Source organism: Photobacterium aquae (genome assembly GCF_001029445.1).
Lineage (GTDB): Bacteria > Pseudomonadota > Gammaproteobacteria > Enterobacterales > Vibrionaceae > Photobacterium > Photobacterium aquae.
Genome location: NZ_LDOT01000022.1, coordinates 110,362 through 123,814, shown reverse-complemented (window position 1 = coordinate 123,814; position 13,453 = coordinate 110,362). Strand labels below are relative to the sequence as shown.

The following is a 13,453-nucleotide window of genomic DNA, read 5'->3' as shown; positions in this document are numbered from 1 at the left end:
CCTTGCGATTAAAATATTTTATGCTTCGTCGCTGAACCAGCAGATATTACGTGCTGCCATGATCAACTCACCCGCTTTCGCTTCGTCGACACCTTCGATGTCGGTTAGATCATCTGTACCCTGATCAGCAAGATCTTCCAGCGTGCATACACCCTTCGCGGCTAGCTTGTAAGCCAGTTCACGCTCAAGGCCTTCCAGACCCAATAGGTCTTCAGCAGGCTCGGCACCTTCCAGTGCTTCTTCCTGAGCAAGGGCAAGAGTCGTCAACGCTTCTTTCGCACGGTTACGCAGCTCTTCGACAGTGTCTTCATCAAGACCGTCGACAGCCAGTAGCTCTGCAACTGGAACGTAAGCAATTTCTTCTAGTGTCGTGAAGCCTTCTTCAACCAGTGAAGTTGCGAAACCTTCATCGATATCCAGGTACTTAGTGAAGTTGTCAATTGACTCTTGCGCTTCTTCCTGGTGTTTCTTCTGTAGATCTTCAACCGTCATTACGTTCAATTCCCAGCCAGTTAGCTGAGAAGCAAGACGTACGTTCTGACCGCTGCGGCCGATAGCCTGTGCTAGGTTGTCTTTCTCTACTGCGATGTCCATCGTGTGGTTGTCTTCGTCCACGATGATAGAGCTAACTTCAGCAGGAGCCATTGCATTGATCACGTACTGAGCTGGGTTTTCGTCCCACAGCACGATATCGATACGCTCACCGCCAAGCTCGCCAGAAACAGCCTGAACACGTGCGCCACGCATACCAACACACGCACCAACTGGGTCGATACGCTTGTCGTTAGTCTTAACGGCAATCTTGGCACGAGAACCCGGATCACGAGCAGCGCCCATCAGTTCGATCATCTCTTCGCCAATTTCTGGCACTTCGATGCGGAACAGTTCAGACAGCATTTCTGCCTTAGAACGGGTCATAAACAGCTGGAAACCGCGCGCTTCTGGACGTACAGCATACAGCAAACCACGCACACGGTCACCCGGACGGAAGTTTTCACGTGGCAACTGATCTTCACGCAGGATAACAGCTTCAGCGTTGTTACCCAGATCAACGATCACTGCGTCACGGTTTACTTTCTTAACCACACCGGTGATCAGCTCACCTTCGTTGTCGATGAACTGCTCAACGATCTGCGCACGCTCGGCTTCACGAACTTTCTGTACAATAACCTGCTTGGCAGTCTGGGTGGTGATACGGTCGAAGGTTACCGATTGGATTTCTTCTTCGACAAAATCACCTAGCTGGATAGTCTCGTCGTCGTACTGCGCCGCTTCGATAGTCATTTCCAGCGTAGGCTGGGTAACTTCTTCTACCGCTTTCCAACGACGGAAAGTTTCGAATTCGCCAGTTTTACGATCGATCGCGATGCGAACGTCGATTTCGGCTTCGTATTTTTTCTTCGTTGCGGTTGCAAGCGCGATTTCAAGCGCTTCAAAAATACGCTCACGAGGAACAGCTTTTTCGTTGGATACCGCTTCAACGACAGCCAAGATTTCTTTGTTCATTTCTAGTGCCCCAATTTAGCGGTTAGAATTTTGGAACCAGGTTGGCCTTGGAAATATTGCTTAGTGCAAACGTTTCTTCATTGCCATCTACGTTTAGCGTGACCAGCTCGCCATCAACGGCAATGATGTCACCTTTCCACTTGCGACGGTTGCCCATCGCCATTTTCAGCACAAGGCTGACTTCGTGGCCAATAAACTGTTGGTAATGTGCGGCTTTGAATAGTGGCCTTTCAAGACCAGGGGAAGAGACCTCCAGGTTATAGGCTACAGTGATTGGATCTTCAACATCCATTACTGCGCTAACCTGACGGCTTACTTCTGCACAATCTTCAACGGTGATACCGTTTTCGTGATCAATAAACACGCGAAGTGTTGAATGTTCGCCTGCACGGATAAATTCCAGACCGACTAATTCGTAACCTGTCGCCGTTACCGGCGCATCAAGCAGTTCGGTCAATTGCATCTCTAAAGCTGTCAAGACAACCCCCCGGAAACAAAAAAAGGGCTATAAAGCCCAGTAGATACCTGAATGGTCATTTTTCAGATAATAAAAAACCCCGAATTACGGGGTTTAATATCACTGGACCCTGTTTACCACAACCTAGGCTGTGGCAGAAAAAACAATCTAACAATTAAGATAGTCTGTTTTTTCGGAAGTGGTTGCGGGGGCCGGATTTGAACCAACGACCTTCGGGTTATGAGCCCGACGAGCTACCAAGCTGCTCCACCCCGCGTCCGTAATCTGATGCGAATTATACCGCTCAGACGTTACTTTTTCAAGTAACCAAATAATGGTGCCGAGAAGGGGACTTGAACCCCTACACCTTACGGCACTAGCACCTCATGCTAGCGTGTCTACCAATTTCACCATCTCGGCTAAATTCTTTTACTGAGGAATGTCGCTATTTACTGGCGCAGTCTCAGTTTTCTCAACAACTTTTTCTTGAGCCGGTGCTGCTAGGTCTTCCCAACCACTGACTTCGTTCGCTTGCTTGGTGCTCATATTACCAAGAACCAAACTGATGACGAAAAAGATTGTTGCCAAAATTGTCGTCATTCGGGTAAGAAAGTTACCAGAGCCACTAGCGCCAAACAGTGTGCCTGATGCGCCAGCCCCGAAAGAGGCTCCCATATCTGCGCCTTTACCTTGTTGAACCAATACTAGGCCAATCACACCAAGCGCAGCCAACAGATAAATCACAAGTAGAATTTCGTACATGTTTCCACCTATGGTTAAGTTGTTGTGCCGGCCTTGCTTTAGCACCGCCAGCGCACCCCTTCCTTAAGGAGCGGGATGAATACTAGCGAAACAGAATCCGACTGACAAGCAAAATTTTAGCGAATTTGAAGATTCGCCGATCACCTGCCGAAGAATTAAGCAAAACCGGCTATTTTTAGTCTAAAACAGAAGGTTAGAAGCTTGCTTTAACCGCTTCGGCAATTTTTAGCGCCGAGGCTTTCACCAGCTCACCGTCTTCCCCTTCGACCATAACACGGATCAGCGGCTCGGTGCCCGACTTGCGCAGCAGCACCCGCCCCTTCTCTCCAAGTGTAGCTTCAACTTCTGCCTGTGCCGCAACAACCAGTGCAGATTCAAGCGGATTGCTATCACCGCTGAAACGGACGTTTTCCAGCACCTGAGGGTACATGGTCATGCCGTCAGCCAACTCCTTGAGGGTCATCTTGCTGCCGACAATCGATGCCATAACCTGCAAGCCTGCCACAATACCGTCGCCCGTGGTCACCTTGTCCAGCAGGATAACGTGGCCTGAGTTCTCGGCACCGATCAGCCAGCCCTGCTTTTGCAGTTCTTCCATCACGTAGCGGTCACCGACATTGGCACGAACAAACGGAATACCCAGGTTCTTAAGCGCATTCTCCATGCCAAGGTTGGTCATCAAGGTACCGACCACACCGCCTTTGAGCTCACCACGGCGAAGCGCGTCACGGGCAATGATATAGGCAATCTGGTCACCGTCGACCTTGTTGCCTTCTTCGTCCACCATGATCACGCGGTCACCGTCACCGTCCAGCGCAATACCGAAGTTGGCTTTCTCTTCCAGTACCTTGGCCTGCAATGCGGCAACATCCGTCGCACCAACCTTGTCGTTGATGTTGATGCCGTTAGGCTCACAGCCGATGGTGATTACCTCAGCACCCAGCTCTTTGAAAACATTCGGTGCAATGTGGTAAGTCGCCCCGTGAGCACAGTCGACCACAATTTTGTAGCCAGCAAGATCGAGCTGGCTAGGGAATGTCCCTTTGCAAAATTCAATGTAACGGCCGGCGGCATCGTTGATCCGGTACGCCTTGCCCAACAGCGCCGATTCCACGCAGTTAAGCGGCTTTTCCAGCTCGGCTTCGATAGCCAGTTCGACCTCGTCCGGCAACTTGGTACCTTCCGACGAGAAGAATTTGATCCCGTTATCGTAATACGGGTTGTGCGACGCCGAAATCACAATACCGGCCTCGGCACGGAATGTACGGGTCAGGTAGGCCACAGCAGGCGTAGGCATAGGGCCTGTAAAGGCCGCCTGCAAACCGGCGGCTGCCAAGCCAGCTTCCAGCGCCGACTCCAGCATGTAGCCCGAGATTCGGGTATCCTTGCCGATAATGACCTTCTTGGTGCCCTGCTTAGACAACACACGGCCTGCGGCCCAACCCAGCTTCAGTACAAAATCCGGCGTGATCGGTGCTTGACCCACCAATCCGCGTACCCCGTCAGTACCGAAGTATTTACGTTCTGTCATGTTCTGCTCCTAGCAACTCATCTATATATGCCTGACTCAGAATGCCCTATGACTGGGCAAGGGTCATTTCGCAGACTTTCAGCACGTCTACGGTTTCTTTTGCATCGTGAACGCGGATAATTTGCGCCCCTTTCATGGCGGCGATAGCGGCACAGGCCAAGCTACCGGCCATACATTCTGCAGGCTCTTTATTTAGTAATTTAAAAATCATCGATTTGCGCGACATTCCTACCAGCAAAGGCAGTTCAAATCGATGAAAGGCCTCAAGGTTGGCCAATAACTGGTAATTGTGTTCCAAGGTCTTGCCGAAGCCGAACCCCGGATCCAACAGCAACTGCTGGCGAGGGATCCCTGCGGCTTCACAAGCCGCGACACGCTCGTCAAGGAAACCAGCAACATCTGCCATTAAGTCCTGATAAACAGGCTGATGCTGCATTGTACGCGGTTGTCCTTGCATATGCATCAAACAGATTGGCACTTGGGCTGCCGCTGCCACGGCCAGCGCGCCCGGCTCCTGCAGTGCGCGGACATCGTTGATCAAATCCGCCCCTGCCTGTACCGCCTCGCGCATTACTGCCGCCTTGCTGGTATCTATTGAGATCCAGCAGTCGAAACGCGCGCGGATCGCTTCAATAACCGGTACTACCCGCTCAATTTCCTGCTCGGTCGCGACATCCGCGGCTCCGGGGCGGGTCGACTCGCCGCCAATATCTAAAATTGAAGTTCCCGCCTCGAGCATCGACTCGGCATGGCGCAGCGCGGCATCAAGCTGGTTAAAGCGGCCACCGTCGGAGAAAGAGTCTGGGGTAACGTTGAGGATTCCCATTGTATGGGGACGGGAAAGATCGAGGGATTTGTCTTTGCTTGTCAGTATCAAGTCTCGGCTCCTTGTTTACCATGATGGCGGGCCGGTTCCGATCATCACAGGTATGAAAAAAAACCCCGAACTAAGTCGGGGTTTAGTAGCTATCGACAACGTTTAAGCCTGTGGCTTGTCGTCTTCTTTATTCTGCTGGGCTGGCTGTGCTTCTGGCACATCCTGCTCACTCGGTGCTTGAGCAGCAGGCTCTGCAGCTGATTTCTCAGCGACTGGCTTCTCAGCATCGCTATCAGAGTTCATGGTGTCGTTTTCGTCACCCCAACCCTTCGGCGCACGAATGACGGCTTTACGCTCCATCAAATCGTCAATCTGACCGGCATCAATCGTCTCGTACTTCATCAGCGCATCTTTCATTGCATGCATGATATCCATGTTTTGAGCAAGGATTTCACGGGCACGCTCGTAGTTGCGGTCGATAATGGCACGTACTTCAGCGTCAATTGCGCGAGCCGTTTCGTCTGACATGTGCTTAGTCTGGGTTACGCTGCGGCCAAGGAAGACTTCGCCTTCATCTTCGGCATACAGAATTGGACCCATCTTGTCAGAGAAGCCCCACTGGGTCACCATCTTGCGGGCAATCTCAGTTGCGCGCTCGATATCGTTCGATGCACCAGTCGATACTTTCTCAAGACCGTAAATCAGCTCTTCAGCCAGACGACCGCCATACAGGCTAGAAATCATCGACTCAAGGAACTCACGCGAGTGGCTGACACGATCCTGCTCAGGCAGATACATGGTCACACCCAGCGCACGGCCACGAGGAATAATAGAAACCTTGTAGACCGGATCATGGTCAGGAACCAAGCGACCGATAATTGCGTGGCCAGCTTCGTGGTAGGCCGTTGACTCTTTCTGGTCATCGGTCATTACCATTGACTTACGCTCGGCACCCATCATGATCTTGTCTTTGGCCAGTTCGAACTCAACCATAGACACGGTACGCTTGTTGCCACGGGCAGCAAACAGTGCCGCTTCGTTCACCAGGTTCGCCAAGTCAGCGCCAGAGAAGCCAGGAGTACCACGAGCGATCAGCTCAGGCTTCACGTCACCGTCTAGCGGTACTTTGCGCATGTGTACTTTCAGGATCTGCTCACGACCACGGACGTCAGGCAAGCCGACAACCACTTGGCGGTCGAAACGGCCAGGACGCAACAACGCAGGGTCAAGTACGTCTGGGCGGTTGGTTGCCGCGATAACGATGATACCTTCGTTACCTTCGAAACCATCCATTTCAACCAGCATCTGGTTCAATGTCTGCTCGCGCTCATCGTGACCACCGCCTACACCTGCACCACGCTGACGGCCTACGGCGTCGATTTCATCGATAAAGATGATACAAGGTGCCGCTTTCTTCGCCTGCTCGAACATGTCACGGACACGGGACGCACCCACACCGACGAACATTTCAACGAAGTCAGAACCAGAGATAGTAAAGAACGGTACTTTGGCTTCACCGGCAATGGCTTTCGCCAGCAAGGTTTTACCTGTACCAGGAGGACCAACCATCAACACACCGGTTGGGATCTTACCGCCCAGTTTCTGGAAGCGGCTTGGATCGCGCAGGTAGTCGACCAATTCTTTTACGTCTTCCTTGGCTTCGTCACACCCTGCCACGTCGGCAAAGGTGGTCTTAATCTGGTCTTCGCTCATCATGCGGGCCTTAGATTTGCCGAACGACATGGCGCCTTTGCCACCGCCGCCCTGCATCTGGCGCATGAAGAAGATCCAGACCCCGATAAGCAACAGCATCGGGAACCAAGAGATAAAGATGGAAGCGAGTAGGCTAGGCTCCTCCGGTGGAGTACCCATAACCTTTACGTTAGCGTTAATTAGGTCGTCTAACAGCTTTTGGTCGTTGTAGACAGGTAGATAAGTGACGTATCGCGTGTTATCACGTTTGAATACCGTAATTTCACGATCATTGAATCGCACTTCCCTTATCTGATCCTGACCGATTTCACGGACAAAGGTTGTATAGTCGACTTGACGGCCAGCACTATCGCCCGGACCGAAGCTCTGAAAAACAGACATCAGAACCACAGCGATAACCAACCACAAAATCAAGTTTTTTGCCATGTCACTCAAGGTGTTAACCTCGCGATAACTAAATAGATGAATTTAGGGTACTACAGTTTGTAACCTGTAGCTACAATATATACCTCACGAGAGCGATCTCGTGATGAATCCGGTTTACGAATTTTGACCACTTTAAACATACTACGCACTTCAGCAAGATATTGGTCAAAGCCTTCACCTTGGAAAACTTTTACCGCAAAGCTGCCGTTGGGCGCAAGTACTTGTCTACACATATCTAATGCTAGTTCAACAAGATACATAGCTCTAGGCTGATCTGAAGCCATGTTGCCGCTCATATTCGGCGCCATGTCAGACAATACCACGTCAACCATGTCCGGCTGGATGCGTTCAAGCAGTGCATCCAAAACTGCTTCCTCTCGGAAATCCCCCTGTAGGAAGCTAACCCCTGGTAGGGAATCCATTGGCAGAATGTCACAGGCGATTACCTGCCCGTCATCACCAACAACTTCTGCCGCGTATTGTGACCAGCCGCCCGGTGCAGCACCGAGGTCAACAACGGTCATACCTGGTTTTAGCAGTTTATCTTTCTGCTGGATCTCTTCAATTTTAAAAATGGCGCGTGAGCGGTAGCCCTTTTTTTGAGCCTCTAGAACATATTTGTCATCAAAATGCTCTTTCAGCCAACGGCCAGAACTTCCCGAGTGCTTTTTCTTACTCATGATTTACCTAATGAGTTTGGGTACTTATCAAGTATACTCAGCAACACCACAATTGGCGTATACTAAACAAATTAGTCTTCTAGGCTATATGGCGTTAGAATACGCGGTTTTCAACCCTAAATTGATATAGAGTCGACATGAATCTAAGCACCAAACAAAAGCAATACCTAAAAGGTCTTGCCCATAGCCTGAAACCAGTTGTCCTAATGGGCGCAAATGGCTTCACCGAAGCTGTGCTTGCCGAAATTGAGATTGCACTGGATCACCATGAGCTTATCAAGGTTAAAGTTGCTGCAGAAGAGCGCGAAACCAAAGCTTTGATCGTTGACGCAGTTGTTCGCGAGACCAAAGCAGAAAAAGTTCAGGTTATCGGTAACACACTGGTGCTTTACCGCCAGAGCGAAGATCGCAAAATCGAGCTTCCACGCAAATAAAAAAGGCCGCCATTGCGGCCTTTTTTATTGCCTTGATGTGACCATTACGGCCACATCAGGGGCTTAATCTGTCATCACTGCTAATAGTTAGTTACAACTACAAACAATTTCACCACTAGATGTAAGCCACTTCCGAGATTTCAAACTCACGCTTGCCACCCGGTGTAGTGATTGACACTTCGTCGTCCTGCATCTTGCCGATCAAACCACGAGCAATCGGAGAGTTCACCGAAATACGACCGGCTTTGATGTCTGCTTCATCATCACCCACGATTTGGTAAGTCACTTCCTCATCCGTATCCACGTCAATCAAGGTTACCGTCGTACCGAAAATCACCTTACCAGTGTTTTGCATCTTGGTGACATCGATCACCTGCGACATCGACAACTTGTATTCGATATCACGGATCTGAGCTTCACAAATACCCTGCTCTTCACGTGCAGCGTGGTATTCCGCGTTTTCTTTTAGGTCGCCTAGCTCACGAGCTTCGGCAATGGCCTGAGAAATCAGCGGACGACGTTTCATCAATACTTCCAGTGCTTCACGCAGCAGCTTCTCGCCGCGCACTGTCATTGGAATCTTATCCATGCTTATATTTACCTCTACGCCTGTATAGCCACAGCTATAAAAGGCAAAACGAAGCCGGCCCGGCATTATTGCCGAACTGGCGAACGGTTAGTTAATCGAAAACAATTTCATTCTAAACAAAGATAGCCAAGAGATCACCCAGCATTCTTACCTTTACCGAGAATGCCGCCACTTCTTGCTCCTTCTCGGTCACAACTCAACAAATTAAAATTATTCCATTGGCACAAAGACACTACAAATAATGTGCCTAACCTCACAAATCAGTAACTTGTGACAATTTTAATCACCACAAAATAGCTAAACAAAAGCAAAAAAAAACAAAAAACACACTCTAACAATGAACTTTTACTCATGCCGATAAGGCACTGTTTTAATTGATCTAAATAAAGTTACTCATCCAAATTTATATTCCTAATGGCGATTTTTAAGATCTTTTTACTAACTCTCGGCCATCAGAAACCAGTAAAAAGAACACCATGCATTTAGCACAGACATGCATACATCAAAAAAATTCCAAAAGGATTCGACAATGAACAAGAAACTGATTGCTCTAGCAGTAGCAGCGGCCTCTATCTCTTCTCTAGCTAATGCTGCGGAAGTTTACTCAGACGAAACATCTAGCCTGGCTGTTGGCGGTCGTTTTGAAGCTCGTGGTGTTGTTGCTGATAACGACGAAGGTAGCACTAAAGTTACTGACAAGACTCGTGTACGTATCAACGTAGCAGGTAAGACAGATATCACTGACTCACTATACGGTATTGGTTTCTGGGAAGGCGAATACACCAACGAAGGTACGTCAAACAGCGACGGTAACCTAGACAACCGTTACATGTTTGCAGGTATGGGCGGTACTTACGGCCAAGTTGTTTACGGTAAGGCAGACGGCTCTCTGGGCATGCTAACCGACTTCACTGATATCATGGCTTACCACGGTAACGAAGCGGGTAACAAGATTGCTGCAGGCGACCGTACTGGTAACAACCTTGCTTACACCGGTTCATTCGACCTAGGCGGCAACAACCTGACTTTCAAAGCGAACTACGTTTTCGAAGGCAACTCTGATACTACAACTTCTACTGGCCTAGGCGGTATCGTTACTGAATCAACCACTGATTACGACGATGGTTACTCAGTAGGTACAATCTACACCATGGACATGGGTCTATCATTCGGTGCAGGTTACGGCGAACAGAAAATCGTAGGTGACGAAGATGCACAGAAACAAGCTTTCGGTGCGATCTCATACACCTACGGTGATTTCTATGTAGCAGGTCTATACCAAGATGCTCGCCACACAGTAGCGAACTCTGACAAGCAGCGCGGCTACGAACTAGCAGCAGCGTACACTTGGGACAAGACAGTGTTCACTTCAACATACAACTACCGCGAAGATCGCTCTAACAATGTTGACCTGAACGACGCTATCGCGATTGATGCAACACATTACTTCAACAGCAACTTCCGTACTTACGCGTCTTACAAGTTCAACATGCTAGACAGCGACAAAGTGGGCAAAGCAGCTGCATCTGACGAATTCGTACTAGGTGCACGCTACGACTTCTAATCACTTTTTCGATTAGCGTCTCACACTGCCTGACAGCGCCGGCCTTTGAGCCGGCGTTGTTTTATCCCATTATCACTTTCATATACACTTAGCGGCATTATCCTCCACCGGTAACCCGATATGCTGCGTAACCTCTTCATTGCCTGCTGTGCCATGCTTGCCACGGCAGCGTATAGCCAACCGCTATCTATCCACCCCGACTACAGCCTACTGCCTGACGGCCATGACGTCGCGCTGCTGGTCACCGACGCCAACAGCGGCGAGACCCTCTACCAACAAAGGCAGAACAAACTCCAGCCCCCTGCCAGTACCCAGAAGATGATCACCGCACTTGCTGCAAGGCTCTATCTAGGCCCTGAATTTCGCTTTGCCACCACCCTAGAAAAGCAAGGCGATGACATCGTGATCCGCTTTGGCGGGGATCCTACCCTCAGCCGAGAGCAGCTCTCTGCACTGTTGGGGAAACTCAAAAAACAGGGGATAAAAGGCGATATTCTGCTCAATGGCAGCCAGTTCTCCGGCCATGAGCAGGCTCCCGGCTGGCCGTGGGATATTCTCGGTGTCTGCTACAGTGCCCCGGCAAGCAGCATGAGCCTGGATCACAACTGTGTACAGGGCGCGCTATACAGCAACAAAGCAACCGGCGAGCTAACCCGTGTCCATATTCCGGCCCACCAGCCGATCGCCGTCTCAACCAATGCGATTATTGTCAGCAAAGAAGAACAAAAAACACGCCACTGCGATCTCGAGCTGACCACAGGCCCGGGCAACCAATACCAGCTGGGCGGCTGCCTTGCCCAGCGCAAACAGCCCCTGCCGCTCAATTTCGCCGTACAAGACACCGAGCAGTACATCGCTGCGGTGATCAAGCAGGAGCTCAAGCGCCGCAACATTCGCTTTAGCGGCAATGTCCGCCGCGACGACAATGCGAACGGCAAGATCATTGCGACCCACCGCTCTGCACCGCTCAGTAAACTGCTCGATACCATGGTGAAAGAGTCCGACAACCTGATTGCCGACAACTTGGCCAAAACCTTGGGCCAGCGTTACTTCGAGCAACCCGGTACATTCGCCAACGGGACCGAAGCCATAAAGGCCATTATCAAGAACAAGACCGGCATTGACCTCGCCCATGCCGTACTGGCTGACGGATCAGGCCTGTCTCGCAACAACCGCCTGACCGCCGAACAAATGATGGCCGTCCTCACTTACCTCTATCGCCATGACAAGACGCTTGCCCTTAGCAAGACGTTCCCGGTCAGTGGCCAGAGCGGCACCCTACTCTACCGCCAGAGTATCCGCCACCAGCCACTCAAGGGGAAAATTCACGCAAAAAGCGGTTCACTGTACGGCACTTACAATTTGGCTGGCCGTATAACAACGAGCTCGGGCCGCGAGTTGCTGTTCGTCCAGATGGTGACCAACTACCACCCGCTGGCAACATCAGACGATGCCCCGAAAAGCGCACCTGCCATCGAGAGTTTCGAGCAGGATCTCTACCGCCAGCTGTATAGTAACTACTAACTGCGAGTCACGTCTTCCCATAACGCAAAACGGCCAGCCGCGAAACCGCGACTGGCCGTTTGTTTGCTTGGCTACAACTAGGAGAGCCCGAGCAAGGTATTGACCGTCTTGAAGTAAATGATCATCCCGGAGATATCGACCACCGAGGCCAGTACCGGGCTGACCAGTACTGCCGGGTCGAGCTTGCAGGCCCGGGCAATCAGCGGCAAAACCCCGCCGACCGCCGTCGACAGCACCACCTGCAGCGATATCGCGATACCGATCGCAAACGCGATGTCAGACAACGCCATCCCCACCGGCAAAACGGTGCTATCACTGAACAGCATCACCCGTCCGACAATCACGGTTGCCAAGACCGCTGCCATGATCAGTGCAACCCGGAACTCCTTCCACAGTACCTTGGCCCAGTCCCGGCAGTGGATCTCCTCCATTGCCAGTGCCCTAACCACCAAGGTAGCCGCCTGCGAACCGGTGTTACCACCCGCCGCCGCGATCACCGGCATGTAAATAGCCAGCAACACCAATTGGCTCAGGGTGTCTTCGTAGTGCGAGATAATCAGCCCCGAAACGATGCCGAGCAGGGCAAGACCGACAATCCAGCCGATGCGCTCACGCACATGGCTAAAGACACTGTTTTTCAAATAGTGCCCCGCCGGCTCTGCTTCCGAGCAGATCAAGCCCAGCCCGTTGGCGAGATGGCGCATGCACACCTCCTCGTCCATTTCATCCAAGCGATCAAGCAAGGTCTGGACATGGCGCAACGGAATTTCATGCAGGATCGCAATCGCCTCCGACAGCGGCATCTTGACCAGTAGCGCAGCCTGTTCGGCCAAATCGTATTTCAAAAACGCGTTTCTTGCGGCCAGGATGTCATTCTTGGCCAATGTTTCATTCTTTGTCATTGCAGCAGCTGCTGCATAGTTCATTACCGCCATGGCGAATCTCCCGATTGGCAATGCCTGCGATCAAGCAAGCATGGGTAACGACCACCAGGATGGCACCGGAATGCGTCACGAATGTGCTCCGCCCGCCGCAAATGCACGGCAGCACACAGCCTGTCACTCAGTGAAGCAGGTAACACCCATGTTGAGAAAAAATGGTAGGAAAACCAAGGAAGAGCATGTCAAGAATGCTATATCCACGCGGCATTGCAGCGCGGGAACAGGGGGGGACAAACTAATCCGAACCTCGTACGGTTCGGAAGAAAAACGACCGATACCGTTAGCGGGGTTGATTTTCCACCTTCATACTCGGGGGATGGTCGGTATCGTTCATTAATGTCTCCAGAAAAGTTATCGCTTATGCGACGCGGCCAATTGTACGCGCTTCAGATAGCAGCGCAAGGCAAAGCAGTGCCAAGATGGAACAAAATATTACGCCCCTCACATTCTGATACGGGAGCCGTTTACTCACAGCCATTTACTCACAGGTAAAAAAACGGCCTGCATAC

General features: G+C 51.0%; 13 protein-coding genes and 2 tRNA genes. 4 read left to right on the top strand and 11 right to left on the bottom strand.

What is annotated here, in order from left to right; genetic code table 11:
• Positions 1–18 precede the first annotated feature (18 nt).
• The 9 genes from nusA to rlmE form a co-directional block, all read right to left on the bottom strand.
• On the bottom strand, positions 19–1,506 hold the full coding sequence (gene nusA, locus ABT56_RS15005; protein WP_047879704.1) for a transcription termination factor NusA: 1,488 nt from the start codon (positions 1,504–1,506) through the stop codon (positions 19–21).
• Between the two features lie 22 nt (positions 1,507–1,528).
• Entirely contained in the window at positions 1,529–1,984 is a 456-nt protein-coding gene (gene rimP, locus ABT56_RS15000) for a ribosome maturation factor RimP (RefSeq protein ID WP_047879703.1), read from the bottom strand.
• Positions 1,985–2,163: 179 nt separating this feature from the next.
• Positions 2,164–2,240, bottom strand: a tRNA-Met gene (locus ABT56_RS14995).
• A gap of 58 nt (positions 2,241–2,298) precedes the next feature.
• A tRNA-Leu gene (locus ABT56_RS14990) sits at positions 2,299–2,383 on the bottom strand.
• 9 nt (positions 2,384–2,392) lie between these two features.
• On the bottom strand, positions 2,393–2,725 hold the full coding sequence (secG, locus tag ABT56_RS14985; protein ID WP_047879702.1) for a preprotein translocase subunit SecG: 333 nt from the start codon (positions 2,723–2,725) through the stop codon (positions 2,393–2,395).
• A gap of 193 nt (positions 2,726–2,918) precedes the next feature.
• Positions 2,919–4,256: a phosphoglucosamine mutase gene (glmM, locus tag ABT56_RS14980; RefSeq protein ID WP_047879701.1), complete on the bottom strand. Its 1,338-nt coding sequence runs from the start codon at positions 4,254–4,256 to the stop codon at positions 2,919–2,921.
• A gap of 46 nt (positions 4,257–4,302) precedes the next feature.
• On the bottom strand, positions 4,303–5,133 hold the full coding sequence (gene folP / locus ABT56_RS14975; protein ID WP_047879700.1) for a dihydropteroate synthase: 831 nt from the start codon (positions 5,131–5,133) through the stop codon (positions 4,303–4,305).
• 102 nt (positions 5,134–5,235) lie between these two features.
• On the bottom strand, positions 5,236–7,221 hold the full coding sequence (gene ftsH, locus ABT56_RS14970; protein WP_157037868.1) for an ATP-dependent zinc metalloprotease FtsH: 1,986 nt from the start codon (positions 7,219–7,221) through the stop codon (positions 5,236–5,238).
• 41 nt (positions 7,222–7,262) lie between these two features.
• Positions 7,263–7,892 carry a 23S rRNA (uridine(2552)-2'-O)-methyltransferase RlmE gene (gene rlmE, locus ABT56_RS14965; protein ID WP_047879698.1) on the bottom strand — a complete coding sequence of 210 codons (630 nt, stop codon included), beginning with the start codon at positions 7,890–7,892 and terminating at the stop codon, positions 7,263–7,265.
• A 137-nt stretch (positions 7,893–8,029) separates the two neighbouring features.
• On the opposite strand from rlmE, the gene yhbY reads away from it, so the two are divergent.
• Positions 8,030–8,326 carry a ribosome assembly RNA-binding protein YhbY gene (yhbY, locus tag ABT56_RS14960; RefSeq protein WP_047879697.1) on the top strand — a complete coding sequence of 99 codons (297 nt, stop codon included), beginning with the start codon at positions 8,030–8,032 and terminating at the stop codon, positions 8,324–8,326.
• Between the two features lie 115 nt (positions 8,327–8,441).
• Here the strand turns inward: yhbY and greA are convergent, their stop codons facing one another.
• Positions 8,442–8,915, bottom strand: coding sequence for a transcription elongation factor GreA (greA, locus tag ABT56_RS14955; RefSeq protein ID WP_047879696.1), 474 nt, complete (start codon positions 8,913–8,915; stop codon positions 8,442–8,444).
• 529 nt (positions 8,916–9,444) lie between these two features.
• Here greA and ABT56_RS14950 point away from each other — a divergent pair.
• Both ABT56_RS14950 and dacB read left to right on the top strand, forming a co-directional pair.
• The gene (locus ABT56_RS14950; RefSeq protein WP_047879695.1) at positions 9,445–10,479 is read left to right on the top strand and encodes a porin; all 1,035 of its coding nucleotides are present in this window, start codon (positions 9,445–9,447) and stop codon (positions 10,477–10,479) included.
• 120 nt (positions 10,480–10,599) lie between these two features.
• Positions 10,600–12,003 carry a serine-type D-Ala-D-Ala carboxypeptidase gene (gene dacB, locus ABT56_RS14945; RefSeq protein ID WP_047879694.1) on the top strand — a complete coding sequence of 468 codons (1,404 nt, stop codon included), beginning with the start codon at positions 10,600–10,602 and terminating at the stop codon, positions 12,001–12,003.
• Positions 12,004–12,080: 77 nt separating this feature from the next.
• Here the strand turns inward: dacB and ABT56_RS14940 are convergent, their stop codons facing one another.
• Positions 12,081–12,938, bottom strand: coding sequence for a magnesium transporter (locus tag ABT56_RS14940; protein WP_047879693.1), 858 nt, complete (start codon positions 12,936–12,938; stop codon positions 12,081–12,083).
• Positions 12,939–13,086: 148 nt separating this feature from the next.
• Between ABT56_RS14940 and ABT56_RS23995 the strand changes: the two genes are divergently transcribed.
• Positions 13,087–13,281 carry a hypothetical protein gene (locus tag ABT56_RS23995; RefSeq protein ID WP_157037867.1) on the top strand — a complete coding sequence of 65 codons (195 nt, stop codon included), beginning with the start codon at positions 13,087–13,089 and terminating at the stop codon, positions 13,279–13,281.
• Positions 13,282–13,453 lie beyond the last annotated feature (172 nt).